We start from the raw sequence: 26965 nt of genomic DNA on the forward strand, positions 1-26965 counted from the left end.
ATATAGATAACGTCCGTGCTAAAAAATATGCTTTTAACGAAACATCATGCTTTCACGCGACCAATCATTTTAGGGCTAACGATTGTTTTACTGCCGGCCTGCCAGTTGGTCAAAGTCAAAGAAAATAATATCCATCAAGCTATTCGTAGCAAGTCTGAAAATATCTTAACCCACGACCAATTGAGTGCGGAAACCACCAGTTTACTCAAGTTACTCAGCCTGACGCCACAACAATGTACCGCTGAATTTGAAACATGTTTGCAACGCTTAAACACACAGACGGATATTGCAGCAGATGAGCGCTATGCCGCCTTAAGTGAACTGTATTTGGCTCAAGCTTTCGAGTTTTCAAAACAACGCAACTGTGTCCAAGAACAGCCTCACAGTAAAAATAATCACTGCTTAGAACAGAGCCTTGGGGCCTTCGACCAGAGTTTACGTTATAGCTATGTGTATTTATTTAAAATGCAAGAAAGCCCAAGTACCCGTGTTTTTGATCAAAGACAAATGCATGTCCGCACTTTTTACAATGTCGCTTTGTCACGTTTAATTACCACGGCGTACCGTACACAACCTTTTTATCAAGTTCCCACGCAACTCAACGTCCAACAACGTCAATATATTGTAAATTTAGAACACTATCCTGAACTGAAAAGTAAAACCATTAACCGAGTTCAATCCAGCTATAACTTAAATTTTTCAGGTTTTTATCAAGTCAATCGTCAAGATGGTTTGGGCGCAGAGTTTGTGGTTGTGACTGAAGCGGACCCTATTCATAAAAATGATTTTATTCTTGACCCGATATCGTTTTATCAAAATCAAACCAATCCCAATATCCATCCTGCACGCTATTTGTCCGTAACCGCAGCGGCGCAGCCATTAGACCCGGAAAGCACTATTGAAGATGTGCTTAATGGCAAAGCTGTTTTTGAGATTGAGCTGTTTAATCCTTATACGCAAAAGTATGTAGACATACATCAACAAAAATACATTCTCACGGCGAATTATTCTGTGCCTTTTGCCTACTGGCTGGCAGAAAATAAACTGGGCTCTACAGGCTACTTAACCTTGCTCGATAAAACTGAGCGATTGCGTATGCCACATGTCTATATGCTTGAACCCTACCAACCAAATAAAAAAGTGATTGTACTTATTCATGGTCTCGCCAGTAGCCCTGAAACCTGGGTCAATCTGACCAATAACATTTTGGGGGATAAAGTTTTACGAGAAAACTTTCAGGTATGGCAGGTGTTTTATTCAACCAATATGCCGATTGTTGAAAGCAGCTATCAGATTCATGCACTACTTAAACAAGCCTTTGCACAAGTTCAACCTAACTCTCGCTCAGCCAGTGACGCCGTGCTGATTGGACATAGTATGGGGGGCGTCATTAGTCGCTTACTGATTAGTGAGCACGATATTTCTGAACAAGTGATTCCACTATTAAACTATGAGCAATACACCCGATTACAACAATATCCTGTAATCAAAGAACGTTTTCAATTTCATTCTGATTTACCCATTGGACGTGCAATTTTTATTGCCGCGCCTCACCGTGGCAGTGAACTATCTGACCGCTGGTACATAGAATTGGTGAAGAAAATGGTCAAGTTACCGATCACTTTCTTTAACCAAGTGGATATACAACTCAATGGTAGCTCTAGCACCAAAGGCATGGTGCAATCTGGCCCAGATGACTTAAGTCCAAAGTCACGCTTTATGGCTTTGACCAGTAACATCATGCCGGTATCCACAGTTCCTTATCATTCTATTATTGGTAATCACCGTCAGACCAATGACATAAGCGATGGTATTGTGCCCTATTCCAGTTCACATTTAGAACAGGCTGTCTCTGAAAAAATCATTAAAGGCAACCATTCGGTGCATGAGGAAGCAGAAACATTATTAGAATTGCGTCGTATTTTGAGGCTACACCTTGAGCAAACTCAGGCTCAATGATCAACAGTACTAAAACTGTTCTACTGTGCTTAGAGATTTTTATCCGAATACTCTAACCCAGCTAAATGAGCATCGAAAACTTGAAAAGTAGCAGTTGTAAAACCTCAGGTCCGGAAAGGTTTTGATATACTTGTTTTATCTAAGAATATATGCATTTATCTGCTCGGAAACATCATGCACATTAAAAATCAAGTTGTACTGGTCACAGGTGGCGCACGTGGTTTAGGTCTTGCAATTACACACGCCTTAATCAATGAAGGTGCTCGAGTAGTCGTGAACTATTTGAACAGCCAAGCAGCAGCGCAAACCTTAGTCCAGCAGTATCCAAAGCAGGTTTTTATCTACCAAGCTGATGTTACAGACAATGCTCAAGTCAAAAGTATGTTTGACGCAAGCTTTCAGCATTTTGGACAGCATATCAACGCCGTGATTAATAATGCGCTCATTCAATTCGAGTTTAATGTTGAGGCCCGTCCAAAAGTTCATGAGCTACGCTGGGAAACCATGCAACAACAATTTGAAGGTGCAGTTAAAGCCGCTTTGAATACAACCCAAGCAGCGCTTGAAGGTATGAAACAAAACCAGTTTGGCCGCATTGTAAACATCGGAACCAATCTGGTGCAGAATCCTGTGGTGCCTTATCATGACTACACCACGGCGAAGGCAGCACTGTTGGCATTTACCCGTACCTCAGCGCATGAACTTGGCCAATATGGCATTAATATCAATATGCTTTCTGGCGGTTTACTGCAAACCACTGATGCTAGCAAAAGCACGCCCAATGAAGTTTTTGATTACATCGCAAGTGCAACACCACTACGTCGTGTAGTTACGCCTGAGGAATTTGCTTCAGCCATTTTAATGTTCTTATCGCCATATTCTTGTGCTGTGACAGGTCAAAACTTGATTGTAGATGGTGGTTTAGTCAAAGGCTAATTGGCTTTAATCCTTACACTTTAAGTAAGCATGATTAAACAATCCATTTTTAAAATTCTCGAAGCTTCATCGACTTGAAGCTTTGTTTTAGGTTCAAGTCTTCTTCAGAATCTGCTCACCCTAGCAAGGAATACAGTACGATGCTTTCTTTTCCCATTCGGCACCGACTGGCTGGTTTTTACTTCTTTTATTATTCCATTGTGGGCACGTTCATGCCGTTTTGGAGCCTGTATCTCGAAGATCAAGGCTTTAACTACAGTGAAATCGGTATCCTTTCCTCAATTGCGATCATTACCCGTTTTTTTGCTCCTTTTATTTGGGGCTGGATTGCTGATAAATCAGGGAAACGGATGCTCTTGGTCAGAGTCGCAACGTGGATGGAAGCCTGTATTTGGTTCATGACTTTTATCATTCCAAACTCCTTTCAGGCGATCGCCCTGCTCATGCTGATCTTTAGCTTCTTCCAAAACGCCATTCTGGCTCAGTTTGAAGGCGTAACTCTATTTTGGCTCGCGGAACAACGCAGTGCTTTATATGGAAAAGTTCGAAAATGGGGCTCGGTCGGTTTTATTGTCGGAGTTTTTGGTATCGGAGCCTTATTAGAAATTTTGCCCATCTCTATGCTGCCAGTTTTATTGCTGTGCATTTCTTTTTTGGCCTTTATTTGGTCATTTAGCATCAAAGAACCAACCACTGCCCCTAATTCACAAGGGCATCTCGAGCCATTGTTACCTATTTTAAAAAAACCCGTTGTAGCGGCATTTTTCGGTATCGAGTTTATTCTGCTTTTTTCGCATGCACCGTTTTATAGTTTTTATAGTAACTTCTTAAAACAAGCCGGTTACTCAACCACAGAAATTGGTTTTTTGTGGGCTATCGGTGTCATGGCCGAAATTATTATGTTTGCCATTGCTCACGTTTTTTTCAAACGTTTTTCATGGCGACTCATGGTGTCTATTTGTCTGATCCTCACAGCGCTACGCTGGTTTATGGTCGGTTCTTTTCCACAAATCTTTGCGATCCAGTTCTTCGCACAAACCATTCATGCTTTTAGCTTTGGTTTATTTCATCTCATCGCCATGCGTATCATTTTCCAAAACTTTAGTTTAGGACAACAAGGACGTGGTCAAGCCTTATATAGCACCATGTGGGGACTGGGTGTAGCGTCTGGAAGTATTCTTGCAGGACATTATTGGCACAGCCTGTCAGGCGAACTTATTTTTATTTTGGCAGGCTGTGCGGTTCTACTCGGTTTGGGTTTGGTTCGGTACTTACCCAAAGAGGTGCAAGCTTAAAAGCTCTCTTATGATCTGTGGTCATAAATTGCAGCAGTTTAATTAATCAGCTTTCTAAACTTTGATTTCACTATATTTATGAAACCATGGCTGGGCCTGTTCAAGCTGACTAGCCAACTGTAAGAGCCGATCTTCACGGGCAAAAGGCGCAATGAACTGTGAACCAAGCGGAAGATTGTCAGCATTCCAATACAAAGGTACAGACATCGCGGGTAAACCTGTGATGTTGGCTAACTGAGTGAAAGGCACCCAACGTAAATTATCTTTCACAATTTTATCGACCAGTTTTCCTTGTGCCAGTAGATGCGCTTTGCCGACTTTTAATAAACTTTTTAAAATTGGTTTTTGCCATGATGGAGTAGAAATTTGCCCATTTTTGGGTGCGACTGAAGCTGTAGCAGGAGTCAGATAAAGATCATAATGATCAAAGAATTGGTTCATTTGGGTGACATACACCCCCCAATTATTCAGATTATGAATATATTCTAACGCAGTCGTTTTCGCACCAAAGGCAGCCAAAGCTAAAGAATCCAGCTCAAAATCTCCTGCTGTGGTCGGAACGTGTTGCTTGATCTGCTCTAACATATAAGAAAATTGACTAAACCACGTCGTGATAAAGTCTCTGGCCAAAGACATACCATCTATCTCAGGTTGTGCTTCGACCACTGTATGCCCTAAAGACTCCAACAAACGTGCAGTATGCTGCACAGCATCAATTGCATCTTTAGACACTGGGGTTCCGATAGGTGATTGAGTACTAAATGCAATTTTAAGTTTTTTTACAGGCTGCTGTAGACAGGCCAAATAGCTTTGGCTAGGTAGTTCAATTTTAAACAATGAACTATGCTCTGCACCCTGCGTTGCATCTAACATCGCTGCACTGTCTCTTACACTTTTACTCAATACATGCTGTATCGCAGCCCCATGCATTGCCTCACTCATATCTGGGCCCCACGGCGTACGTCCACGACTTGGCTTTAAACCAAATAAACCGCAATACGATGCAGGAATTCGAATCGACCCGCCGCCGTCACCCGCACCCGCAATAGGAACAATCCCAGCGGCCACTGCAGAAGCAGAGCCACCCGATGAGCCACCACTGTTATGTTTTAAATTCCAAGGATTATGACAGGCTCCCCAAGCATCTGATTCCGTAATGCCCTTGATACCAAACTCAGGGGTATTGGTACGCCCAAAGGTTAAAATGCCTGTGTTTTCCCAACGGTTTACAATTTCTGCATTATGTTCTGCAATATGACCCGTGCGTTTAAATGCTTGGCATCCATAAGAGGTTGGATAACCTGCATATTCTTGAAATAAATCCTTTACTAAAAAAGGCACCCCAGCAAATGGGCCAGACAATGCATTTTGCGCTCTGTTCTTGGCATAATCATGCATCGGAATAATAATCGCATTTAAAGCAGGATTGGTTTGCTGACTACGATCAATTGCAATTTGTAATAATTCGGCGGGATGGATTTGTTTTTGTGCAACCAACTCAGCCAAACCCAGCCCATCATAACGAAGGTATTCAGAAAAATTCATTTTTATCCAAGTATCTATAGTTTTTATTGTTTTATACTTTTACTAAATTTTAACCTATGAGGCAAGTTGTACTTGATTACGTCCTAAAGTTTTGGCTTGATATAACGCCCGATCAGCACGATTTAACAAGCTCTGTAGACTATTTTGCGTTGGTAAAACTTGATGCACCACACCAAGACTCACCGTCATGCTCAAAACAGCATGCGCCACTTGGGTTTTTGAAGTAGCAACAGCACGGCAGATACGTTCTGCAATGATTTGTGATTCAATTTCAGTGGTATTATTTAGCACCACCACAAATTCTTCACCGCCCATACGCGCAAATAAATCCTGTTCACGCAAATTACTTTTCACCGTCGTGGCAAAGCTTTGTAGCAATACATCACCAATATAATGACCATATTGATCGTTCATTTTCTTAAAGTGATCAATATCTAGCACAATGATACTCATCGATTTAACCAAATTTTCCTTCAATAAGTTTTCAGTTTGAGTAAAGAAAAAACGGCGATTTCCCACATGAGTTAAGGGATCATGGTTGGCCAGATAAAGTACTTCTTTATACAGATCATGACGATTACGACTCACAATACATAAAAGCAAAGGTGCAATCATCAACATGCACAGCCCTATACGCACCGAAATAGAAGTGGCCAAGAAGTTATCTGCTGTACGTGAAATATAATAGGTCGTTAAACTATGATACGTCACAAAACAAACCAAACTGTTAATGATACTCACATAAAATAAGTTGTAACTTAAAGCCGCCCAAATGAGCCCTGCTAGAGGGAAAAGTAAGGCGCCTGGACCAAAGAAAAGATGAGTACACGCCACAGAAATTAAAACTGACAGTAAGGGTAAAACATCGACAAACTGGGTTTCGCACTGTCTACGGTTAGTCCAAAGATACTTTAATTTCTTCGCTGCAGGAAAGGTCAACATGAGGGGTAAAAGTGAAATACAATTGAGAACTTCCCCCGTCCACCAAATATAAAACTCAGCCCAAAGGTCTTGCGTGCTCATAAAAGTGTGTGGCATATACGGAACGACCGCAACGGCAAATATCGCGCTGGAAAAACACCCAAGAAAAACACAAACCAAGAAAAGATAAAGAAAATTTAAGCCTTTGTTATATGCACGATAGTCAATTTGTAAATAATGGATAAAGAATAAAGACACGCCTACCGTCATAAAATTGGCGATCGTTAAAGCTAAAGTCAGTTCAAGATGATTCCCAGTGACTAAATCTGCCGACATATAACCAATAAATGCACCCAACCAACCACCAACATTTCTGAGTGGCTTAAACCTTAAAAATAAGCCGATCAGTACTGCATTAGCAGGCCAAAAATAAGCGAAATATGCAATCGGTCGAGTGAATATCCCAAGCAAGCAGCAGACAAAAATCACCGCAGCAACAATCAAAAATGCTCGGCCATGCTGTTTAAAATTCAACGATACTTCTGTGAGCTTAACTGCGTACAAAATATTCCCTCATTTTTACATGAGTTATGATTAAACATCATGTTTTCTACTGTCCATTTGCTTGCAAAGGATGCATTGATGAAAACCATCACAGATTGACAATATTTACTAAATAAACTCTATCGATTGTTCGTTATGGTTTCAATATGATTTTTTGATTTATATCCTGAATCTAGATATTTACGATTAAACGCTGATATCACTCTCACCCATAAAAAAAGCCTCCACATTGGGAGGCTTTTATCATCTTTGGACTTATTTCACTTCAGAAGCTGCCGCGGGTGCTGATGCACCTGCTTCTTCAGACTCTAAAGGTGCAGCATCAATCATCTCTGGACTAACTTCAATATTGGTCACTGGTGTATCAGTTGCTGAACTTTCCACTGGCGTTTGTTCAGTCTCTTGTTTTTTGTCACTACACGCAGCAAGCGACAACATCGCTGCAGAAGCTAAAACCACCAAAGCCATTTTCATGTTAATCATTATTCACCTTCACATTAGTCATCAATTGCTTGAAACAATACTACTTATTTTTGCTCAAGTTTAAAGTATTCGTTTGTGAGCAATCTTTTGAAATTAAGGCAGAATTATAACATCATTGCACAAAAATGATAAAACAAGCTCGAAGCAAACTTGTTTTTATCCCTCCAAGGATGCACTCGAATTAAACAGGATAGGCTGTCGCGACTTCCTGACTAATCATTGCTGCGGTTGCCGCAGATAGCGTCCAACCTAAGTGCCCATGCCCTGTATTAAAGAACACACGTTCTAGCTTTCCACGGCGAACTACAGGCATCATATTCGGCATCATAGGGCGAAGACCTGCCCAAGGGACCGCATGCTCTGTCGAAACTTTAAAGTTGCGATTGGTCCAGTCAACCAGAGGTTGAATCCGATCTGCACGGATATCACGGTTATAGCCATTAAACTCAGCAGTGCCCGCAACACGGAAACGATCTTTACCTAAACGTGAAGTTACAATTTTCGCACTTTCATCCAGCAAACTCACCCACGGCGCATTTTGCTGACTCTCTTCATCATTCAGCATGACAGTAATCGAATATCCCTTTACAGGATAAACATTGACGCGCTCTTGAACCAATTCGGCCAGTTGATAGCTACCCACCCCTGCACACACCACAACAGCATCGGCAGCGAGCATTTCAACTTCCGCTGGTGCAAGCTCTACATTCTCAGAACTAGGTTGTAACTTCACTTCAACGCCTGAGGCTAAATGCTGAATATCTGTCACATCCATACCAAAACGATACTTCACACCTAACTTTTTGGTGACTTCAGCCAAACCTGTGGTGTATTTATGAATATCACCGGTCGCATCGCCTTCACAATAAAATCCAGCATAATAGTCGCCGGTCAATGTCGGCTCAATTTGCTTAATTTCTTCATTGCTTACGCCGCAACGTTCAAGTCCACCTTTATTGAGTAAATCATTGACTCGAATGGCAACGTCATAATCTTGTTTATTATGATAAAAATGCAAAATACCACGTTTTTCTAAATTGAAGTCGATTGACTCTTTATCCGCAATTTCGAACAAGCGTTGACGAGCCAATAAAGCCAATCGTACTGTTTCATGGGTATTGGCCTCATAATGTTTAATATTACCCAGAAATTCCATTAGCCATGCATATTTATGCACACTAAATGCAGGATTGAGCAATAAAGGGGCAGATTTTTGAGACATCCATTTCATGCCTTTCAGCACTGTCGATTTTTGGTTCCAAACTTCCGCATTACATGCAGACAGTTGTCCACCATTTGCAAAAGAAGTTTCCATCGCAGGAAATAAATGACGATCAACAACGGTCACTTGATAACCAAGTAAGCTTAATTCATATGCAGTTGTGACGCCTGTAATTCCAGCACCAATGACAACGACATGACACATAGACACCTCCTTTTTATTGTTTGATGTCAACCCCATCTGTCATGTGTACCTGAGAGCTTCGATCTAAAACATCCCATGACGTTTTAAACCATCCCCTTCGGTGAGTGATTGAACACTTCTCTCCAGAGTTTTTTCATTATTACAGTCCTTTTGCCTGAGAGTTTCCGGGGTCGTTGCTCCTTCGGCGAATGCAGAACATTTCTCTCCTGCAATAATGCTTATTATTCTATGAGCAATTTATATACCATGTAATCATCCGATTGGAAACTGCTCTTAAAGTATTATCTTTCGTTTATTTTTATAAAGCACAACCTCAGCTTAGGACAAACGTTGCACTATACTGATCAAAATTGCGCTGTTACTGCTTTAAAATAGGACATATCTATCGCGCACATCTGAGCTATGCTGAGGTCATCTAAACATTTTTAATAGTGATGATTTATACATCTTAAGATGCTTCATTCTGTTTCTCTCCTGTATTAAAAGAATGAATGAGTTGTTCTGCATTTTGATAAATTTCTTGCCAATGCGGCAGTAACTCACTATGAAATTTTATAGTGATATAACTCGTATTAAACCCATAATTGGGCTGATGTGTATTAAATTCACAACTTGTTGCACCATCCTTAAAATAAAGACATACAATAGTTAGGCTTACCCCTTTACCTTTACGCTCCTGCCAATACACCTTTTTTCCAACACCATCATCACTTTTTACCTCTATTTCGTAGAGTCCCAAATCTGAATTAAATGTTTTTGTTTCATCTATCCATACTTCACTCACCTCTTCTCCACCAGAAGACATTCCTTTCCTTAAGTATTGTTTTAAAATCAAAAACTCATCAAAAAAGTCTTTACTTCCCCACTCCTCTTTCCAAACGGAACGTTGGCTTAATGCTATTTTGATATCATTTTTATACTCAGAACCTAGTCTAAAGCCTTCACTCGACGTTGTCATTTCAGGCCATCTCACTTTCAAAGCAATATGTTGAATTTGATCATCACAACCTTTAGCCTCGTGTTCTTTTTTAATATTTTTCCCCCAATAATTCACACCTTGATAAGTCACTCTGCCAAAAAGTAAATACTGCTTATTAATAAGCATATGCTGATCACCAAATTTACCACAAGCATATAAGCGCGCTTTAACTTTTTCAGGGTCATGCATACTGTCATAGCCGTATATCAACAATGAAATAACCAAAACTGTAAGTAATGATAAAAATAAAATGGTGCCTCGTCTTACTGTGCTTATTTTTTTATTCATATCCCCCTTCCTTTTTTCTTTTAAAAATTAACTCTCTAAATGACTTAACCCGAATCACGGATAAGAAATTGACTTGAAAAAGAGAGGAACTAAAGCCATTCGCTGTGTGACCACACTAAACTTACGACTCTAACCCTTATGTTCCTTGTACCATTATGGCCCATACCCAATTATTCTGTGTTATTGATGATTTCTTTCAGAAACGGGAAAGACTCGAATTGTAAATTTGCTTAATCATTAGGACCAAATGAAGATTCATCAACGGTTGTCCTACATTGGTATCTAATAAGATTAGCTTTCATACGCAAATAAAAAAAGTCAGACCGAAGTCTGACTTTAATGTGTACTCTCTTAAATATAAAGAGAATTTTCTAGTATTCAATCGGTGCAAATGGTGCAACGACGTCTGCATTTTGAGCACGATGACGCAGAAAGTGATCCATTAAAACAATCGCAAGCATTGCTTCTGCAATCGGAGCCGCACGCACACCCACACAAGGGTCATGACGACCTTTGGTTAATACATCAGTATCTTCACGATTAATATTGATCGTTTTACCCGGCGTGGTAATAGACGCCGTCGGTTTCAGCGCAATTGCAACACGAATAGTTTGACCACTCGAAATACCACCCAAGATACCCCCTGCATGGTTCGCAAGGAAGCCATCAGTGGTTAACTCATCACGGCTCTCATGTCCAAACTGACCAGCAACGGCAAAACCATCACCAATCTCAACCCCTTTGACCGCGTTAATAGACATCATGGCATGGGCAATGTCAGCATCTAGACGGTCAAAAACAGGCTCACCCCAACCTACAGGCACTTTTTCAGCCAAAATTTCAAGCTTTGCACCGCAACTGGTACCTTGTTCACGCAATGAAGTCACAAGTGCTTCAAAACGCGGTACGGCATCGACATCGCCACAGAAAAATGGATTATTAGGTACTTCATTCCAATCCAATTTTTCCGCAATTTCAGTCCCAATTTGGGTCACATGACCACGAATGAAAATACCAAACTTTTCAGCCAAGTATTTTTTCGCAATTGCACCCGCAGCCACACGCATAGCCGTTTCACGCGCACTTGAACGACCACCGCCACGGTAATCACGGAAACCATACTTTTGTGTATAAGTATAATCTGCATGTCCCGGACGAAAGCTTTGTGCAATATTGCCGTAATCTTTGGATTTTTGATCGGTGTTACGGATCAATAAACCAATTGGTGTGCCTGTTGTTTTACCTTCAAACACACCTGAAATGATTTCAACTTCATCAGGTTCTTTGCGCTGCGTCGCAAATTTAGATGTGCCCGGCTTACGACGGTCTAAATCTTTTTGCAAATCGTCTGCTGTAAGCTCAAGACCCGGTGGAACACCATCCACAATCGCCATTAAGCCTACACCATGAGATTCACCACAAGTCGTTACACGGAAGAGTTGCCCTATACTATTACCTGCCATGTCTAACGACTCCTTTTATGCTTGAACAGATTGAATGAATAAATCACGGAATTGACGGCATTGAGCCGCAGTCAATGCAAAGATTCCTGTACCGCCTTTTTGGAACTGTAACCAGTAAAAATCAACGGTATTAAAGTTTTGGCGCATTGCCCATTCAGAATTACCCACTTCAATCACGATGAGACCATCTTCAGTTAAGTAATCTGGCGCTTGAGCTAACATTTTACGAACCAAATCTAAGCCATCTTGACCTGCTGCCAGAGCCAATTCTGGTTCATGATGGAATTCTTCAGGTAAATCTGCCATGTCTTCAGCATCCACATAAGGTGGATTAGACACGATAAGATCATATTGATTTTCAGCAGGAATTTTGGAGAACAAGTCGGACTCAAGTAAAGCCACTTGATAATGTTTGTCGTGGTGTTCTGAGTTAATTTGAGCCACTTCTAATGCTTCTTTAGAAATATCCGTTGCATCTACTTCGGCATCTGGGTAGGCATAAGCCAAAGCAATCGCGATACAACCTGAGCCCGTGCACATATCTAAAATACGTTGTGGCATTTTGGGATTTGGGTTTTCTGGCAAGTTATTGACTGCCTCACCCATTTGGCCATTTTCACCTAAGCAATAAGGCGCAAAACGGTTTTGAATCAATTCTGCAATCGGTGAACGTGGAATCAGTACTCGTTCGTCGACATAATATGGCTTGCCATCAAAATATGCCAAATTAAGCAAATATGAAGTCGGTACTTTTTCATTAATACGACGTTCTAATAAGCTTAAAACTTCTGCTTTTTCACTTGGTAGTAGCTTCGACTCTAAGATTTCAGCATCCGCATTCCAATCTAAAGATAAAGTTTGTAAAACCAAAGCTGAGCTTTCAGCAAAATAGTCTTCTGTACCTTGACCTAAATGTGCATCGTATTGACGTAATGCTGTCACTCCAAAACGGATAAAATCACGAATTGTGCTTAAGTTTTCAGCGGCTTCCTGTATATGTTCAGGGCTAATAGTCGGGCGATCCACTAAAGGCGTCTCCAAGGTCATAATAAAAACGCCTTATGATACCCTGTTTTTCTATGATTTATAATGTTTTGATGCACAGCAAACACATTTTCATACGCTTTGCTCTTATTTGCTTATACGGCCTGTACGTGCTTCATACATATCTGCACGGGTTTGCGTCATTTGCATCAGACACGAAATACGCTGTAATTCAGTCTTTTCATTTTTCACGATAGGTTTGTTATTACAAATCTGATCACGCTGCGCCAGCCATTGCTGATGAGACTGTTTAACCAGTCCTTGCTCTTCTGCAGGAGCCTTCGCTAAATACGGCTTAAATACTTTCTTTAAGCGTTTCTTTTGTGCTTTATATTCTTTACTCATACATGCATCAATTTCACTCAACACATTGCCAGTTTGCTTCATGCATGCTTCATATTTTTTAGTTGGGCCCATTGCATAGGCTGAACCACTGAACAATCCCACAACAAGCAACGCACTAAATATTTGTTTCAATTCCTTTCCCCAAAGCAAATTTTCTTCATTCATTTTTTAATCTAGTCATTCACAACATCTACGTGCTGTAGCGCTTTAATATAACATCCTATTTTGTATGAACATACTAGCCCCCTATAAAATTTCCACTGCACAGCTTTTTACATGAACTCACAGGCTTTGCATTGAAACCTGATCAAACAGCCTTATTATAAAGTGAGTTCTTCTGCCAATATTCCCCAAACTTATGAGTTATAAACACAACAATTTAATGGCGATGCGTGAACGCTATTGGAATGACACCGAAAACAATCATGTCGACACTGAAAAAGCCTATTTCCAGAAGCTGTTGCAACAGCAAGGGATCTATGAATGTGCAACCCTTGAAGATGCTCGATACTTCTTTTTTAGCCTACCGAGCATCATCATTGTTAAAGGTTATGCACATGGATTTATGCACCAACCGGTACAAGAAATGATCCTCCAACACATACAAATGCATAAAGATGAATTGATTCAGAAAAATACCCTTAAAGTAAAATTTCGCATGTAACAATCCCGATTAGGCATTATTTAGATGGTTGCTTAACACTTATGGCCTTTTTTAACTCGAGATTCAGCAAGTTGAACTTTTTTAATACGTGAATACACGATATTATCCGTTACAATCTAAAATGCTGCCCTTGCTGATGAAAGGATTTTACTGAATTATGTCAGATCACAACGATAAGCTTAAACAACTGAAAACCTCCTCTATGGATCGTCGTTTATCGATTGCCAAAGCTTCGTTGCTTGCTGGAACACGTTGGGCTGCTTCTAATGCGACAACTATGTTTTCTAGCGAAGAAGAAAAAGAAAAGAAACGCAAAAAAGCAATGAAAGAACAGGCCGATTATCTTGTTTCTGAAATAGGCAAACTTAAAGGTTCTATCGTCAAAATTGGCCAAATGATGGCACTTTATGGTGAACACTTTCTACCTGAAGAAATCACACAAGCCTTAAATACTTTAAATAACCAAACAGTCGCTTTAGCGTGGCCTGCGATAAAACAGCAACTGTACAGCCAGTTGGGTTCTAAACTAGATGATTTAACAATCGATCATGAGCCACTGGGCACTGCATCACTGGCACAAGTCCACCGTGCAACGCGTAAGTCTGATGGTTTAGAGATGGTATTGAAAATTCAATATCCAGGCGTTGCTGAAGCCATTGACTCAGACATGAGCCTGTTTAAAAACATGCTTAAACTGACACGTATGGTGCCGCAAACACGCGAGTTCGACCAATGGTTCGATGAAGTTCGTGAGATGATGCACCGTGAAGTCAATTATAAAATTGAGGCTGCAACCACACGCCGCTTTGCTACTCGCTTAAAAGAAGATCCACGCTACATCGTGCCACAAATTATAGATGGCTACTGTACAGACCAAGTATTGTGTATGACATTTGAACGTGGCGTGCCGATTAACAGCCCTGTCATGCTGTCTCTGCCACAAGAACGTCGCAACAAACTTGGTGAAGCATCACTTGAAATTGCGGTACGCGAGATTTTTGAATGGGGTGAAATGCAGACCGACCCGAACTTTGGTAATTACCTCGTTCGCTTAGGTAATGGCAATGACATCTTGGACAAAATCGTTCTGCTTGATTTTGGCGCAATCCGACAGTTTGATGAACACTTACTCGGTGTAGCACGTAAGCTCATTCATGCTGGGTTTAATCATAGTAGTGAAGAAATGGTTCAAGCGATGACAGGCTATGAGTTTTTCGACTCTATCCCTCAAAGCATTAAACCCGATATGGCTAAGGTCTTCTTACTTGCAACTGAAGCATTCAGCAGCCCAAGCAACAACCCAGACTTACCTGCTGGTGTTATGGATGAACACTTTGCTTATGACTGGAAAGCCAGTCAGCTTCATAGCCGTGTAATGCAACAAGCCTCAAAGTCGATGGCGTCTCGCTATTTCAGTGTGCCACCCAAAGAGTTTATGTTTATCAGCCGTAAATTCATTGGTGCTTATACCTTTATGACTGTGATTGAAGCAAAAACCAATGTTCGTGCAATGGTCAAAAAATTTATCTAAAAGTACATTGACCAAAATGACGCAATGTCATTTTGGTCAATTGATCAATCAATTCAATTTCCAACAATTCCATAAAAAACTTTAAAAACAAATCATTAGAATAATTTAAAATACACCACATACCGTTTATCTTTGACAATACATCATGTCAGTCATGACATAGTTATTCGTATGCCGCTATGTCAGCATAAAACCACAGAATAATTCTGCTGGATGAAAATAATGACAAATATGGTAAATAAGGCGCAGGAATTTGGCTTATCACTGATCACAAAAATGGCAAGTAGCGACGTACTTGACCAATTAAAACTTAGAAAATTTATGGAGAAATCGCTTTATCAAGGCTCAAAAGCTGGCTATAAGACTCTATCAAAAACACAAAAAGCCTTTAAAGCCAATAAAGATCTACATAAACAACGGCTCAACAATCAAGAAAAATCATTATTTGATCTGAGCTATTCAGAAGATCAGCAAATGACCATCGACACCATGTCACAGTTTGCCGCCGATATACTTTACCCATTAGCCGCAAGTGCCGATCAAAATGAAACTTTTCCAACAGAACTTTGGCAATATATCGAAGAGCTAGGTCTGAACTTTTATGCTTTGCCTGAGGCACTCGGTGGTGTCGCTGCTGAGAAAAATATTCTGAGTAATGTACTTATCGCGGAGCATCTGGCCAAAGGTGACTTTAGTTTAGCCGCGGGTATGCTCTCTACCTTTAGTGTAATTAATGCCATTACGCAATGGGGTTCGGAGCAAGTACAAGCTTTATATTTAAACAGTTTTGCGCAAGACAGTAGCATTCGCGCTAGCTTTGCAATTCAAGAAGTTACGCCTGCTTTTAATCCTTACCAGTTAAAAACCAAAGCCATTTCACGTGATGGTCAATATTTTATTCAAGGTGAAAAAACACTGGTACTATTGGCTGAAAGTGCAGATATTTTCCTTGTCAGTGCTGAACTTAATGGCCAAGCTGAAGTTTTTATTCTCAGACGGGATGAAAGCATTCAGTTTAAAAAATCTCCCGCTATGGGACTCAAAGCAACGGAAACAGCAACTTTAATTTTTAATCAAACCCCTGCTTTACGCTTAGGTGATGAAGATTTCAACTACACGGCATTTTTAGACCTCGGCAATTTAATGTGGTGTGCAATGGCGGTCGGCACATGTGAAGCGGTCAAAAAATATTGTATTGAATATGCCAATGAACGTACCGCCTTTGGTGAACCAATTTCTCACCGTCAAAGTGTTGCTTTTATGATTGCCGATATGGCCATTGAAATTGATGCAATGCGTATGCTCATTCTAAATGCCGCAAGTCTAGCTGAATCTGGGCAGATATTTCACCGTGAAGCCTATTTAGCACGCTTACTTTGTGCCGAAAAAGCCATGAAAATTGGCACCGATGGTGTACAGATTTTAGGTGGGCACGGATTCACCAAAGAACATCCTGTTGAGCGTTGGTATCGTGATTTACGTGCAACAGCGATTGTTCACTCTGGTCTACATGCATAATAAAAAGGAAAACTGGCATGAATTTACAAAATCCTAAAAAATTTAAATTACTGATTGATCAAGCCCACCAAGTGGCCATCAATGTACTTCGTCCTATCTCTAGAAAATACGATAAAGCTGAACACAGCTACCCTAAAGAACTGGATATGCTGGCATCTTTAGTCGATGGTATGAATGAGGGTGGTGAAGGTATGAATGCGGGGGCTGCTGTCGGCAAGCGAGGTACAAATGAACAAGGCAATAAAAATGGAGTGAATCTCTCTACCGCTTTAAGTGTAATTGAAATGTGTTATGGAGACACCGCTTTACTTCTATCAATGCCCCGCCAAGGTCTAGGAAATTCAGCGATAGCAGCTGTGGCCAATGAAGAGCAGTTGGAGCGCTTCAAAAACACATGGGCAGCTATGGCAATCACTGAACCAACCTGCGGCTCGGACTCTGCCGCTATTCGCACCACGGCAATAAAAGATGGTAATGAATACATCTTAAATGGTGAAAAGATTTTCGTGACTTCGGGGAAGCGTGCCGATGCTATCGTCGTTTGGGCAACTCTGGATAAAAAATTAGGTCGTTCTGCGATCAAATCTTTTGTAATTCCTAAAGGAACTGCTGGCATGACAGTGGAACGTTTAGAACATAAACTAGGAATCAAAGCCTCTGATACCGCGGTTATTCGTTTAATCGACTGTCGAGTACCAACCAATAACCTACTGGGAAATGCGGAAATTGACATTGCTAAAGGCTTTGCTGGCGTGATGGAAACTTTTGATAATACTCGTCCGCTCGTTGCGGCGATGGCTATAGGCTGTGCCAAGGCCTCACTAGAGAGAATTAAAGAAATCTTCAGCGATTGTTTGGATCCTCAATATATAACGCCATACTTACAAACCACTCATATTACGAGCCAAATTTATCGTATGGAAGCCGAATGGGAAGCGGCTCGTTTACTGACCTTAAAAGCTGCATGGATGGCAGATAACAAAAAGCCAAACTCAAAAGAAGCCTCCATCTCCAAAGCCAAAGCTGGTCGAATTTGTAATGAAATTACCCTTAAGTGCGTCGAACTTGCATCAACAGTCGGTTACAACGAAGATGAGCTTTTAGAAAAATGGGCAAGAGATTCTAAAATTCTAGATATTTTTGAAGGTACGCAACAAATTCAGCAACTCATCATTGCACGCCGTGAACTGGGAAAGTCATCAAGCGAGTTGAAATAATATAAAACATCCCTTTCGGACATGTTGAAGCCATGGTTTCTCTAAATAAAGAATCATGGCTTCACATTGAAAGTAATGTAAAATAAGAAAGCGTTGGACTTAGATTCATGCTATCTAACAACGGCTGAACATATTTGTTGGGCTTCAAAAAACGTATCGCTATCACAGAACATAGATTTATTGAGTAAATATAATATTAGATAAATGTTTTTAATTTTTTATGTATCTCCACTCTATTTTTAAACATTATCGATGAGCATCATAAAACAAATATTCAATACTGTTTTCCATATGTGAGAAATACCCTTTTTTGAAATTTGAAACTTTTTATAAGTCGTCAACCATGTCTTTACATTAGGCCTTATATCCTCATAATTTCAAACTTAATATTTGGAGAATAGCAAGTCTTACCAACTTAGATTCTGCTTAGGCTATTTGCTATAAGCAAGAGGAATTTATTTGACTTGTCCATGCAATCACCTATAAAAAGCTAAATACGATGGGTTTATATGACAAAACTATCTTTGCAAGTGGCTCTACTCACCGCATAAAATCTAGGCTTTCGATTAATCCCCTCTATTTAGCTTAAATAAAGTACGGATTTAACAAAACCATAAAATAGTACCTTCTGTCTCAACTTGACTGTAGTTACACAGCTCAATATGATCTTCTCAGACATTATACCAATGGATATACAGTTTGCTGAATTATCAACGATACTTGCCAACAGCTCATATTAAAGCTAAATCTGTTTTAATTTTAACAACAACTTTAATATTTACTGGTTGTGCATCACTTGGTGGCGGTTCCGTTGAAAAGCGTTCAGCAAAATTAGCCAATGGCATTCAAAAAGCATATGCTGTTGAACCAACTACAGCACTACGTATCGCACCTATGATTGTACAAAGTGCAGATCGTTATAATGTGGATCCATTACTAGTTGCAGCAGTCATAAGACAAGAGTCTAGCTATAGAAATTATGCTGTTTCCCCTGCTGGTGCTATTGGACTTACTCAAGTTATCCCACGCTATTGGCAACAAACCTGCCCTGGAGATTTATTTGAAGAAATTAATAATATTAATTGTGGTACCTATATTCTTGCCAACTACAACCAAAAAGCAGAAAGTTGGCCCAAAGCTTTAGCTTATTATAATGTCGGTCCAACAGGCTACCATTCAAGCTGGAAAATGAAGCGTCAAGGAAAGAAATATGCCAAACAGGTTAAAGTACATCAAGAAAACTTAAAAGATGCTCTATAACCTCTTGTAAATAAGACATTAAAGTCAGCAACTGCTGGCTTTTTACTATTTAGGCCCTTATAGATAGCTTATTTCATCTGATTACTTCTTCTTATTTTTCCCTCTTAATAATTCTTTATTTATATTATTTAACCTTTCGTGCATAAAAAAATCCCCCTCAGCTATAAGCGGAGGGGGATTTGAATTAATGAGCTGGCGCATAACGTATATTATGTTCATTCACGGTAATCAGCAGCGTGAATATAATTGTGCAGATTCACGATGCTGATCTGTGGCACCAACTAAGTTGCGTAGGCCACAGCCTTTGGTATCGGATTTAACATAAAATTACGTTATGCGACATTCGGCTCTGAGCCAAAATAAAAGGGAGTTTAAAAACTCCCTTTTTTTATCTTGGAATAATTATTTTTCCAGATTCAGTGATTTCTATCAGGTCTATGCCTTGTTCTAGGACTATATGAGCCAATTCAGTATCTTTAACAGGCTCTAATTTTTTATTGATTAAGACCTTGTTTATTTCAACTGCCTTATTTCTAAGGAGTTCTTTTTCCCTTTCATTTAGTCTCAACATTTGAGCCATTGTCGTTTTCTTCCGAATCAATTTAATTCCTCAATTCTATAGATACTTGTATACACGCTTTACATGATACATGTAAATCTGTTATCTTTTCCCAAAATAGAAACATGTATACATGCTATGCAAACAACAACATTCGATAGTCCGCAAGAATTTACTCAGGCTGCTTTTAATCGAGTAGCTGAGCTTGTTTCTCAACATGGCCAATGTGCATTAGATAACTTTGTACCTGCTTTCTCCACAGAGCAGTGCTTAGAGCACTTGGCATTTGTTGCGTCAGAAATGGCTTATGACTATTCGCTGATTGATGTTCATGCAGATTTATACAAAAAAACAAACGCTGAATTAAAAGAAGAAATGGGGGATTGCTGATGCTCTTTGATGATCCGATTTTGAAATTTGCTTTTTTAATTGTTTTTATTGCTCTTTTTATTTGGGTGCTTTCTCTCGATGGGTCAGGAAAATGAATATTCAAAGCATTGTTTTAGGTTCTGTTGATGTTGAGTGTCCAAAGTGCTTCTCAAGATTTCATCACCAGTATTTGCCATTTCATATGTCTAAGTGTGAGGGCTGATTCATGTTAGAGCCTCATGAAGAAACTTGGTTTATTGGGATTTTAGCGTTCTTCGTTATTTTAGCTTTGGTTTCTTTCTTATTTTTTCTAAATGGATATTGAGGACTGATTCATGTCTGGTTTCTTAGCTCCTTATTATCTCGGTGTTGCTCTCGGTTTTATTGTTGGTTATGCAGCTTGTTATCAAGGTTGGTTCTTATGACTCTATTTGATCGTGTCTTTGTTTGGGTCTTAACCTTTTTATTTCTGTGTGGTCTTGCAGGTTTTTTTTATTTCATTGCTATGTCGAGTGGCCGTTATGACTTATAAATCTAAAAAAACAACTCTGAAAAAACCTGTACAAAAAACAACCCAAACCCGTAAAAACACGGTGGAAAGCCCTAAATCTGCACAATTCTTCTCAGCAGAATCTAGTCGCCTGACTGATTTTTCTACCCCCATTTATAACATGCGGGTTACGATTGACTAAATTTGAATCAAAATAGGGTGCTTAACAATGATTGAATATTTTGACTATCTGTATTCTTTATCTACGTTGCATTTAGTTTTATTGTCTGTAATGGCATTTTTGGGGCTAATAATCATTAAAAAAGTTGGTGATGTTCTTGATTTAGATTGATTTTTTGTGCTCACGGATTTCGGCATAACGTATATTATGTTCATTCACGGTAATCAGCAGCGTGAATATAATTGTGCAGATTCACGATGCTGATCTGTGGCACCAACTAAGTTGCGTAGGCCACAGCCTTTGGTATCGGATTTAACATAATATACATTATACGTAATATAAGTTATTTATAAAAAGCCACACTTAATTATGTGGCTTTTTATAAATAACTTAGATCACATCAAATTCAATTCGACGGTTTTTCTTACGGCCATCTGCAGTTGCATTATCAGCAACAGGTTTGTTCGAGCCCAAACCTTCGACACTTAAGCGTTCTGCTGCAATACTTTTATTGATCAAATAGTTTTTAACAGCTACAGCACGTTCTTTACTTAAAACAAGATTCTTTGCAGCATCACCTGAACTGTCTGTGTGTCCAATAATTTTGACCTTTTTCCCACCAACCTTATTTAGAGCCACCGCCATTTCATCTAAGATCTGAGTCCCACTCACAGCCAAAACTGCACTGCCAGATTCAAATTCTATAATTCTGTTTTTAAGCGCTTCATCTATGATTTGCTGTTCAGCCTGATTGACAGAAAGCTGCGCATTCAAGCGATATGGTGGCGTTACTAAACTTTGGAATAAACTTGTTGTTGGCTGAACTTCATTTGAACTCGATATTTTTCCATTAAGTTCCATTTGCGTACCACGTACAGAAAGTTTACCTTGGTGAACTTTTTTTAACTCTGGAACTACCATATTCGCAACAGATTCACTCCAACCATTTGGAGCATTAACCGCTTTAACCTTTATTTTATCAATCACTTGGTCAGCGCCATAAACACTATACATCTTGTTTAAAATGATTTGCTTACTGGCATCATTTGGAACAACACCTTCAACAATAATCGGTTCAGCCCAGACATTCCCACTCAGGGCTAGCGTTAAAGTCAGCAGCCATTTATTCGACTTAAATCTATGATTTATTTTCATATTTTACTAATCTATAAAAGTTTTTTTAAAAAGTTTCACAGCTTGTATTAAGCTCAATTGCCGCTCACACAAAGCTTGCTCCAGCGTTGCCAAACCGGCATTTTGCTCTAAATATGCATCAATCCAATTCGCTTGAACCAATGAAACCCAGTGATCTGAATCTAACTTTTGCGTGAAAATTTCACTTAAAGTCATAATATCTGCCCCTTGAAAGCCAAAAAGCAGTACCGGTTTTTCGCTATGCAAAATCCCTATCAGAAGCTCAGCATTTTGATTTTGAATAAAAAAACTAATTAGATTGACCCAAAAAGCTGCAATTTCATAGCAGTAGCTAGAGTTATTAATAGGTAAAATCAACACTTTAGTTAAGCGACTAGTACCATGTTGAATGACGGGCTGTAACAATAACCCGAGTCCAATCATGCTTTGTGCAAGCTCGTAACTGCTCATTCTTAGTAATTGAGCAAATGAATGTATCGTATGGTGTTCATAAAATGCCGAAACTTCGCTGTGATTAAAAACTTGTATCTCATTATTTAATTTAGATAATTTATCGAGCACGATATTAGGGTCACGTATCGAACGTACCACACGATTCTTTTGAAATAAGTCGATTAAAGTTTGCTTATAGCGATATGGCGCATAAATAATATTATCAAAACTATTTTCAACTTCTAATAAATGACTCAATACCATTGGAAATTGACGGCCAGAACTATCGTGACTGGCAATCAAATTTGCCACAAGAAAATTATTTTCTTGTGGATTGGCAATAAAAAAGTCTAATGAAGGTAGCTTTTCATACGCTTGACTAAATCCCTCTGATTGCATGGCATGTTCTAATGCTTCAGTAATCCACTGATCAATCAGTTGAATTAAGGCATACTGACCGCGTGTTTTTAAGAAATCACCACGTGCAGGACATTTTCCGTAATATAAAGCTAAAGTCCGCAGTTCATCCATCACAATACTCCTTACAACCTAGCCACTTTCGAGAAATCATAAACGAGACTCCTGTATCCCCGATGTTGGAGCTTTAGGACTTGCAACAGTTGCTGAAGGTGTGGTTTGCGCTGCCACCACACGTACGGATTTATTGGTGACAATTTGATCGACCAGTTGCATGCCATTGTAACTGCGCTGCCCGCCTACTCCACCATTTGCGTCTCCGCTGATTAAACGGAAATTGACTTTTACTGCAAGCTCTGGATTTTGCTGATTTCTCCAAATCATTTCATAGCTTCCGCCACGTTGCGTTCGCTCAGCACCATCAATTAAACGATTAATACCATATTCACCAGGCGCCTCAAAAATCGTATGCGTTTTCCCATCTAAATCAATGGCTGTAATACGTGCACCTGGAATTGCTCCGGCATTTGGCCATACAAAATTCACCCATTGTTGAATGCCGTTTTCATAAAGCATTCTTTGTCCATCAATATCAATGGTATAGGATAAAAACTTAGGATTTTCAATTGGGTAAAATTGAAAATTGGATTGCGCCGTAGCAGCAGGTGCAGACGAAGCTTGATTTAACGCTCCTGTTGCCATGCCATTACTTGGCGCAACATAGCTTTGAAAATTCATTACAAATTGTGGATTTAAACTAATCCCTAAATCTTTCCATGTCTTAGAAGTCAAGGTATAACCACGACGAATAACCAGTGGATCAAGATACTCTTTGACATAACGCGCAATACTGCCATTTTCGCCAAGAATTTGGCTAATTTCATTGCTGGTTGCTTGCAGTGTCGCTGAAGAGTTAAAAGGATATTTTTTACTCAGGTTCGTATTGAAAGGTTGGTAGACTTGCATACCCCATAGCTTATTCATCTCATCTTGTGCAGGGAGAATTAAACTTTCAAATGATTGTGTCAGAGGCGACATCAACAGCTTTTGGAGCAGTTTCTGATCAACCTCAGACAAGCCCACAGACATTTTTTCATCGACCAGCTTCTGTGTTGTATTAAAGACAGAATTTTGCTCATTAATGGTCGACTTAACCAAATTCATCGCAGATGGTCCAATATCCCCTGAGCTTTTCAAGTCATTGAATTTACTTCGGACTTGAGCTAAAGATTGCATGTATTCATCAAGCAAAGACTTATTTTGTTGGTCGTCACGCTTACGCACCAACTGATAAAACATCTGGAATTCTTTAGAAATCGGGCCTTGCGCTTGATTCATGACTTTGGCATCAAGCTGAGTTTCATCTCGTCTTAATACTTTGCGTTTAAACCAAGCCACAAAACCTGTTTGCGGCGCTGCCAGCTCCGCCATTACGACTGGATTGTCCCAACTGGTTTCTTTCGCAACACGATCAAAAACACTTCGAATGGGTGAGTTTTCAGGCTCGCCTAAAACTTGAACGAAACTCGCCTGTTGTCCGTAATCCTTAGCTTTGGCATAATGTATCGCACCTAAAAATTTCCGCCACTCCGCAATATATTCTTTTTTATAGAGTTCTGTGAGTTGTTTACGAATTTGATCTGGACTACCACTAAATGATAGGTCATCTGATTGTGTAGTGTTGAGTACCCAGTCTTTGGTATCTGTAGGACGTTTTGCAACTTCATCGATGGCTTGTTCAACATATTCTGACCATGCAGCATGTGTAAACATACCCGGTAAGGCATAACTGCCTAAGATTGCATTTTGATTGGCATCGCCAAGCATTTGCTTTATGGTTAATGCTGGATAACGGACAGCCGCACGCATTTTTAATTCATTATAAACACGGTCTCGTGCAGGCATTCCACGAACAACAGACAAGAGAACTTGACGCGTTTGATCCACCACTAAGCTGTCTGAGCTGAGTACAGGAAATTTAGGATCGCTAGCTAAAGTCATGCTATACGACAAAATTTGCTCTGCCTTTTGGATCATTTCTCCGCGCGGCATTTGCCCACGATTATTATCCAACCATGAACGCCAGAAGCGTGTGACTTGATCACTTAAATGGCTTGCATCCATATATTGAGTATTACCCATCATTAAATAGGCTTTTAAAGCATTGTATGCATCTTGTGGATTTGCATCATTAGGCTCTAAATATTGCTGTGTTTTTGCAACAGGTGTCAGCTCTACATTTGCATGGTTTGTGCGCAATTTTTCTTCATTGCTTTTCACCCGCTGTAGATATTGGGCAATATTTTGTTGTGTTGGAATCAAGACGATTTGCTCAACACCCTTTAAATATTCTGTTTTTAGCTTCTCCTGCAGCTCATCTCCCTGATATAGACCAAAACCCAGCTTTAAAGGACGATCTTCTTCAAATTGGTCCAACTGCTGCATACGTTCCTGTAAAATCAAGAGTGCGCCGAGTTGTGTAGACAACTCTTGACCCGATTGCTTTTCAAGTAAAACGACTTTGTCTAAATCGGCTTGTACGTCTGCAATCAATTGCTGATTATTCCGATAAGACCACACCCATAGACTTAAAATGATGGCTACACCAAATAAAGCGGCAACAAAGGCAATATAACGCTGACGCTTTCGGCTAGGGTTAATATGCTGTTTAACGAGGTTCTTGTCTTTCAGAATAATGTCTGAAAATAAACCTTTTAAAAAATAGCCATGGTTTTGCGAAACTGAGCGCGTTGGAATGCCATTTTCATTGTCTAAACCTTTTTGCAATAAAAAGTCTTGAGCAATTTGCTCGGTCATTGGACTTTCAATAATGCCTTCTTGAAGTGCGCTGGTGAAATAAAAGCCACGGAAAACAGGTTTAAATTGATAAGGGTTATCTTCAAACAGCGTGCCAATAAATGTCTTTAATGCAGGCTTTAAGCTTTTAAACTCTAAAGGAAATGTCATGACACTTGGAGAAATATTCTGCGAGTGTCGGCGGCTAAGATGTGTCGTACTAACGCCTTTTAAACCGTCATATAAGATGGAATAGTGTTTTTCAAACAGTTCAACAGCATTATTGGCCCCATCGGTTGTATAAGGCAGTGTTGCCCCCCAAACCTGATCAAACTCACCGACTTCATAGCATTCAAAAAACTCAGTAAAGCCTGCTATCAAATCCATTTTAGAGAAGACCAAATAAACAGGTGAAAAAACTTCTAAGCGCTCAGTAAGATCTTGAATTCGTGCACGTAAATTCTTTGCCAGTTTGATCGACTTTTCTGGACTGTTACTCACTAATTCAGCAATACTGACAATCACGATCAAGCCATTGATTGGTACTTTTGAGCGGTTTTTTTTCAAAATATTTAAAAAACCTAACCATTCAAAATGATCTTCCGCATAAACGGAATAACGACCCGCAGTATCTAATAACACGCCTTCTGTTGAAAAAAACCAATCACATTGACGGGTTCCGCTAAGTCCAGCAGAAACTGATTTTTGATGGGTCTCTTCAAACGGAAACTTTAAACCCGAGTTATAAATGGCCGAACTTTTACCTGCAGCAGGATTACCAATTACCATATACCATGGCAACTCGTAGAGTGCAGCATTGCCCTTTTTATCCCCCAGTTTTGATTTTCGAATCAACTGAATAGATTCTTTCATTTGTTGCTGAATCAAATGAAGTTCATCTTTGTTTTTTTGTTTTCCATATTCTGCATTGGTGTCATGTGCAATGGCATCGGCAAGAGCTTCACCTTGTACTGCATGTCGACGACGTACAATGAGTAAATAAATTCCCCACAGCATCAACCCGAATACATAACAAATCATTAAAGGCCAAAAGATTTTGGCTGGAATGACGTTATACATGGCCATTAGTGCGACAAAACCCGATATAGCCATTATGGCTTTAGGGTT

Annotated in this window: 22 protein-coding genes and 1 riboswitch; of the genes, 10 read left to right on the top strand and 12 right to left on the bottom strand. The window is 39.7% G+C overall.

Annotated features, from left to right (window positions below; genetic code table 11):
• Nucleotides 1–27: 27 nt before the first annotated feature.
• From GVX98_RS12950 to GVX98_RS12960, 3 genes are all read left to right on the top strand, one after another.
• Nucleotides 28–1959: a triacylglycerol lipase gene (locus tag GVX98_RS12950; RefSeq protein WP_159128319.1), complete on the top strand. Its 1932-nt coding sequence runs from the start codon at nt 28–30 to the stop codon at nt 1957–1959.
• A 174-nt stretch (nt 1960–2133) separates the two neighbouring features.
• On the top strand, nt 2134–2895 hold the full coding sequence (locus tag GVX98_RS12955; protein ID WP_159128320.1) for a 3-oxoacyl-ACP reductase: 762 nt from the start codon (nt 2134–2136) through the stop codon (nt 2893–2895).
• A gap of 140 nt (nt 2896–3035) precedes the next feature.
• Nucleotides 3036–4190 (top strand): MFS transporter, encoded by a 1155-nt coding sequence (locus tag GVX98_RS12960; protein ID WP_159128321.1) that lies wholly within the window; start codon nt 3036–3038, stop codon nt 4188–4190.
• 54 nt (nt 4191–4244) lie between these two features.
• Here the strand turns inward: GVX98_RS12960 and GVX98_RS12965 are convergent, their stop codons facing one another.
• From GVX98_RS12965 to GVX98_RS13000, 8 genes are all read right to left on the bottom strand, one after another.
• On the bottom strand, nt 4245–5735 hold the full coding sequence (locus GVX98_RS12965) for an amidase (RefSeq protein WP_159128322.1): 1491 nt from the start codon (nt 5733–5735) through the stop codon (nt 4245–4247).
• Between the two features lie 54 nt (nt 5736–5789).
• Entirely contained in the window at nt 5790–7220 is a 1431-nt protein-coding gene (locus GVX98_RS12970) for a diguanylate cyclase (RefSeq protein WP_159128323.1), read from the bottom strand.
• 255 nt (nt 7221–7475) lie between these two features.
• Complete coding sequence (locus GVX98_RS12975) at nt 7476–7703, bottom strand: hypothetical protein (protein WP_159128324.1); 228 nt, start codon at nt 7701–7703, stop codon at nt 7476–7478.
• Between the two features lie 181 nt (nt 7704–7884).
• A complete protein-coding gene (locus tag GVX98_RS12980) occupies nt 7885–9129 on the bottom strand; it encodes a D-amino acid dehydrogenase (RefSeq protein WP_159128325.1) in 1245 nt (414 codons plus the stop codon).
• A 132-nt stretch (nt 9130–9261) separates the two neighbouring features.
• Nucleotides 9262–9348: riboswitch (glycine riboswitch) on the bottom strand.
• Between the two features lie 229 nt (nt 9349–9577).
• Nucleotides 9578–10396 carry a hypothetical protein gene (locus GVX98_RS12985; protein WP_228716298.1) on the bottom strand — a complete coding sequence of 273 codons (819 nt, stop codon included), beginning with the start codon at nt 10394–10396 and terminating at the stop codon, nt 9578–9580.
• Nucleotides 10397–10767: 371 nt separating this feature from the next.
• Nucleotides 10768–11859 carry a chorismate synthase gene (gene aroC / locus GVX98_RS12990; protein ID WP_159128326.1) on the bottom strand — a complete coding sequence of 364 codons (1092 nt, stop codon included), beginning with the start codon at nt 11857–11859 and terminating at the stop codon, nt 10768–10770.
• A 15-nt stretch (nt 11860–11874) separates the two neighbouring features.
• Nucleotides 11875–12885, bottom strand: a complete 1011-nt coding sequence (prmB, locus tag GVX98_RS12995) for a 50S ribosomal protein L3 N(5)-glutamine methyltransferase (RefSeq protein WP_159128719.1) — start codon at nt 12883–12885, stop codon at nt 11875–11877.
• A gap of 105 nt (nt 12886–12990) precedes the next feature.
• Nucleotides 12991–13413 carry a lysozyme inhibitor LprI family protein gene (locus GVX98_RS13000; RefSeq protein WP_004693016.1) on the bottom strand — a complete coding sequence of 141 codons (423 nt, stop codon included), beginning with the start codon at nt 13411–13413 and terminating at the stop codon, nt 12991–12993.
• Between the two features lie 193 nt (nt 13414–13606).
• Between GVX98_RS13000 and GVX98_RS13005 the strand changes: the two genes are divergently transcribed.
• From GVX98_RS13005 to GVX98_RS13025, 5 genes are all read left to right on the top strand, one after another.
• Nucleotides 13607–13912: a hypothetical protein gene (locus tag GVX98_RS13005; RefSeq protein ID WP_004693014.1), complete on the top strand. Its 306-nt coding sequence runs from the start codon at nt 13607–13609 to the stop codon at nt 13910–13912.
• Between the two features lie 157 nt (nt 13913–14069).
• On the top strand, nt 14070–15443 hold the full coding sequence (locus tag GVX98_RS13010) for an AarF/ABC1/UbiB kinase family protein (RefSeq protein ID WP_159128327.1): 1374 nt from the start codon (nt 14070–14072) through the stop codon (nt 15441–15443).
• Nucleotides 15444–15674: 231 nt separating this feature from the next.
• Nucleotides 15675–16961, top strand: a complete 1287-nt coding sequence (locus GVX98_RS13015; RefSeq protein ID WP_171503366.1) for an acyl-CoA dehydrogenase family protein — start codon at nt 15675–15677, stop codon at nt 16959–16961.
• A gap of 17 nt (nt 16962–16978) precedes the next feature.
• Nucleotides 16979–18178, top strand: a complete 1200-nt coding sequence (locus GVX98_RS13020; protein WP_159128329.1) for an acyl-CoA dehydrogenase family protein — start codon at nt 16979–16981, stop codon at nt 18176–18178.
• A 699-nt stretch (nt 18179–18877) separates the two neighbouring features.
• Nucleotides 18878–19438: a lytic transglycosylase domain-containing protein gene (locus GVX98_RS13025; RefSeq protein ID WP_159128330.1), complete on the top strand. Its 561-nt coding sequence runs from the start codon at nt 18878–18880 to the stop codon at nt 19436–19438.
• 388 nt (nt 19439–19826) lie between these two features.
• Here the strand turns inward: GVX98_RS13025 and GVX98_RS13030 are convergent, their stop codons facing one another.
• Nucleotides 19827–20018: a hypothetical protein gene (locus GVX98_RS13030; RefSeq protein WP_227556766.1), complete on the bottom strand. Its 192-nt coding sequence runs from the start codon at nt 20016–20018 to the stop codon at nt 19827–19829.
• A 117-nt stretch (nt 20019–20135) separates the two neighbouring features.
• Between GVX98_RS13030 and GVX98_RS13035 the strand changes: the two genes are divergently transcribed.
• Together GVX98_RS13035 and GVX98_RS13040 are read left to right on the top strand one after the other, a co-directional pair.
• Nucleotides 20136–20387 carry a hypothetical protein gene (locus GVX98_RS13035; protein ID WP_159128332.1) on the top strand — a complete coding sequence of 84 codons (252 nt, stop codon included), beginning with the start codon at nt 20136–20138 and terminating at the stop codon, nt 20385–20387.
• Nucleotides 20388–20887: 500 nt separating this feature from the next.
• Nucleotides 20888–21058, top strand: a complete 171-nt coding sequence (locus GVX98_RS13040; protein ID WP_159128333.1) for a hypothetical protein — start codon at nt 20888–20890, stop codon at nt 21056–21058.
• Between the two features lie 369 nt (nt 21059–21427).
• On the opposite strand, the gene GVX98_RS13045 is transcribed toward GVX98_RS13040, so the two are convergent.
• The 3 genes from GVX98_RS13045 to tssM are packed head-to-tail and all read right to left on the bottom strand — an operon-like array spanning nt 21428 to nt 26950.
• Nucleotides 21428–22192 (bottom strand): OmpA family protein, encoded by a 765-nt coding sequence (locus GVX98_RS13045; protein WP_062034912.1) that lies wholly within the window; start codon nt 22190–22192, stop codon nt 21428–21430.
• A gap of 6 nt (nt 22193–22198) precedes the next feature.
• Nucleotides 22199–23155, bottom strand: a complete 957-nt coding sequence (tagF, locus tag GVX98_RS13050) for a type VI secretion system-associated protein TagF (protein ID WP_010326718.1) — start codon at nt 23153–23155, stop codon at nt 22199–22201.
• A 36-nt stretch (nt 23156–23191) separates the two neighbouring features.
• Nucleotides 23192–26950: a type VI secretion system membrane subunit TssM gene (tssM, locus tag GVX98_RS13055; RefSeq protein ID WP_171503367.1), complete on the bottom strand. Its 3759-nt coding sequence runs from the start codon at nt 26948–26950 to the stop codon at nt 23192–23194.
• Between the last annotated feature and the right edge of the window lie 15 nt (nt 26951–26965).

Source organism: Acinetobacter sp. 8I-beige (assembly GCF_902505955.1).
Classification (GTDB): Bacteria; Pseudomonadota; Gammaproteobacteria; order Pseudomonadales; family Moraxellaceae; genus Acinetobacter; species Acinetobacter johnsonii.

Bases quoted from the DNA above. Each gene is read 5' to 3' on its own strand.
- GVX98_RS12975 (WP_159128324.1), bottom strand. From the start codon at position 7,703: ATGATTAACATGAAAATGGCTTTGGTGGTTTTAGCTTCTGCAGCGATG.
- GVX98_RS12950 (WP_159128319.1), top strand. From the start codon at position 28: ATGCTTTTAACGAAACATCATGCTTTCACGCGACCAATCATTTTAGGG.
- tagF (WP_010326718.1), bottom strand. From the start codon at position 23,155: ATGGATGAACTGCGGACTTTAGCTTTATATTACGGAAAATGTCCTGCA.
- GVX98_RS13005 (WP_004693014.1), top strand. From the start codon at position 13,607: ATGAGTTATAAACACAACAATTTAATGGCGATGCGTGAACGCTATTGG.
- GVX98_RS13000 (WP_004693016.1), bottom strand. From the start codon at position 13,413: ATGAATGAAGAAAATTTGCTTTGGGGAAAGGAATTGAAACAAATATTT.
- GVX98_RS13020 (WP_159128329.1), top strand. From the start codon at position 16,979: ATGAATTTACAAAATCCTAAAAAATTTAAATTACTGATTGATCAAGCC.
- aroC (WP_159128326.1), bottom strand. From the start codon at position 11,859: ATGGCAGGTAATAGTATAGGGCAACTCTTCCGTGTAACGACTTGTGGT.
- GVX98_RS13030 (WP_227556766.1), bottom strand. From the start codon at position 20,018: ATGGCTCAAATGTTGAGACTAAATGAAAGGGAAAAAGAACTCCTTAGA.
- GVX98_RS12985 (WP_228716298.1), bottom strand. From the start codon at position 10,396: ATGAATAAAAAAATAAGCACAGTAAGACGAGGCACCATTTTATTTTTA.
- GVX98_RS12980 (WP_159128325.1), bottom strand. From the start codon at position 9,129: ATGTGTCATGTCGTTGTCATTGGTGCTGGAATTACAGGCGTCACAACT.
- GVX98_RS13035 (WP_159128332.1), top strand. From the start codon at position 20,136: ATGCAAACAACAACATTCGATAGTCCGCAAGAATTTACTCAGGCTGCT.
- GVX98_RS12965 (WP_159128322.1), bottom strand. From the start codon at position 5,735: ATGAATTTTTCTGAATACCTTCGTTATGATGGGCTGGGTTTGGCTGAG.
- GVX98_RS12955 (WP_159128320.1), top strand. From the start codon at position 2,134: ATGCACATTAAAAATCAAGTTGTACTGGTCACAGGTGGCGCACGTGGT.
- GVX98_RS13045 (WP_062034912.1), bottom strand. From the start codon at position 22,192: ATGAAAATAAATCATAGATTTAAGTCGAATAAATGGCTGCTGACTTTA.
- GVX98_RS13010 (WP_159128327.1), top strand. From the start codon at position 14,070: ATGTCAGATCACAACGATAAGCTTAAACAACTGAAAACCTCCTCTATG.
- GVX98_RS13015 (WP_171503366.1), top strand. From the start codon at position 15,675: ATGGTAAATAAGGCGCAGGAATTTGGCTTATCACTGATCACAAAAATG.
- GVX98_RS13040 (WP_159128333.1), top strand. From the start codon at position 20,888: ATGACTTATAAATCTAAAAAAACAACTCTGAAAAAACCTGTACAAAAA.
- tssM (WP_171503367.1), bottom strand. From the start codon at position 26,950: ATGGCTATATCGGGTTTTGTCGCACTAATGGCCATGTATAACGTCATT.
- GVX98_RS12960 (WP_159128321.1), top strand. From the start codon at position 3,036: ATGCTTTCTTTTCCCATTCGGCACCGACTGGCTGGTTTTTACTTCTTT.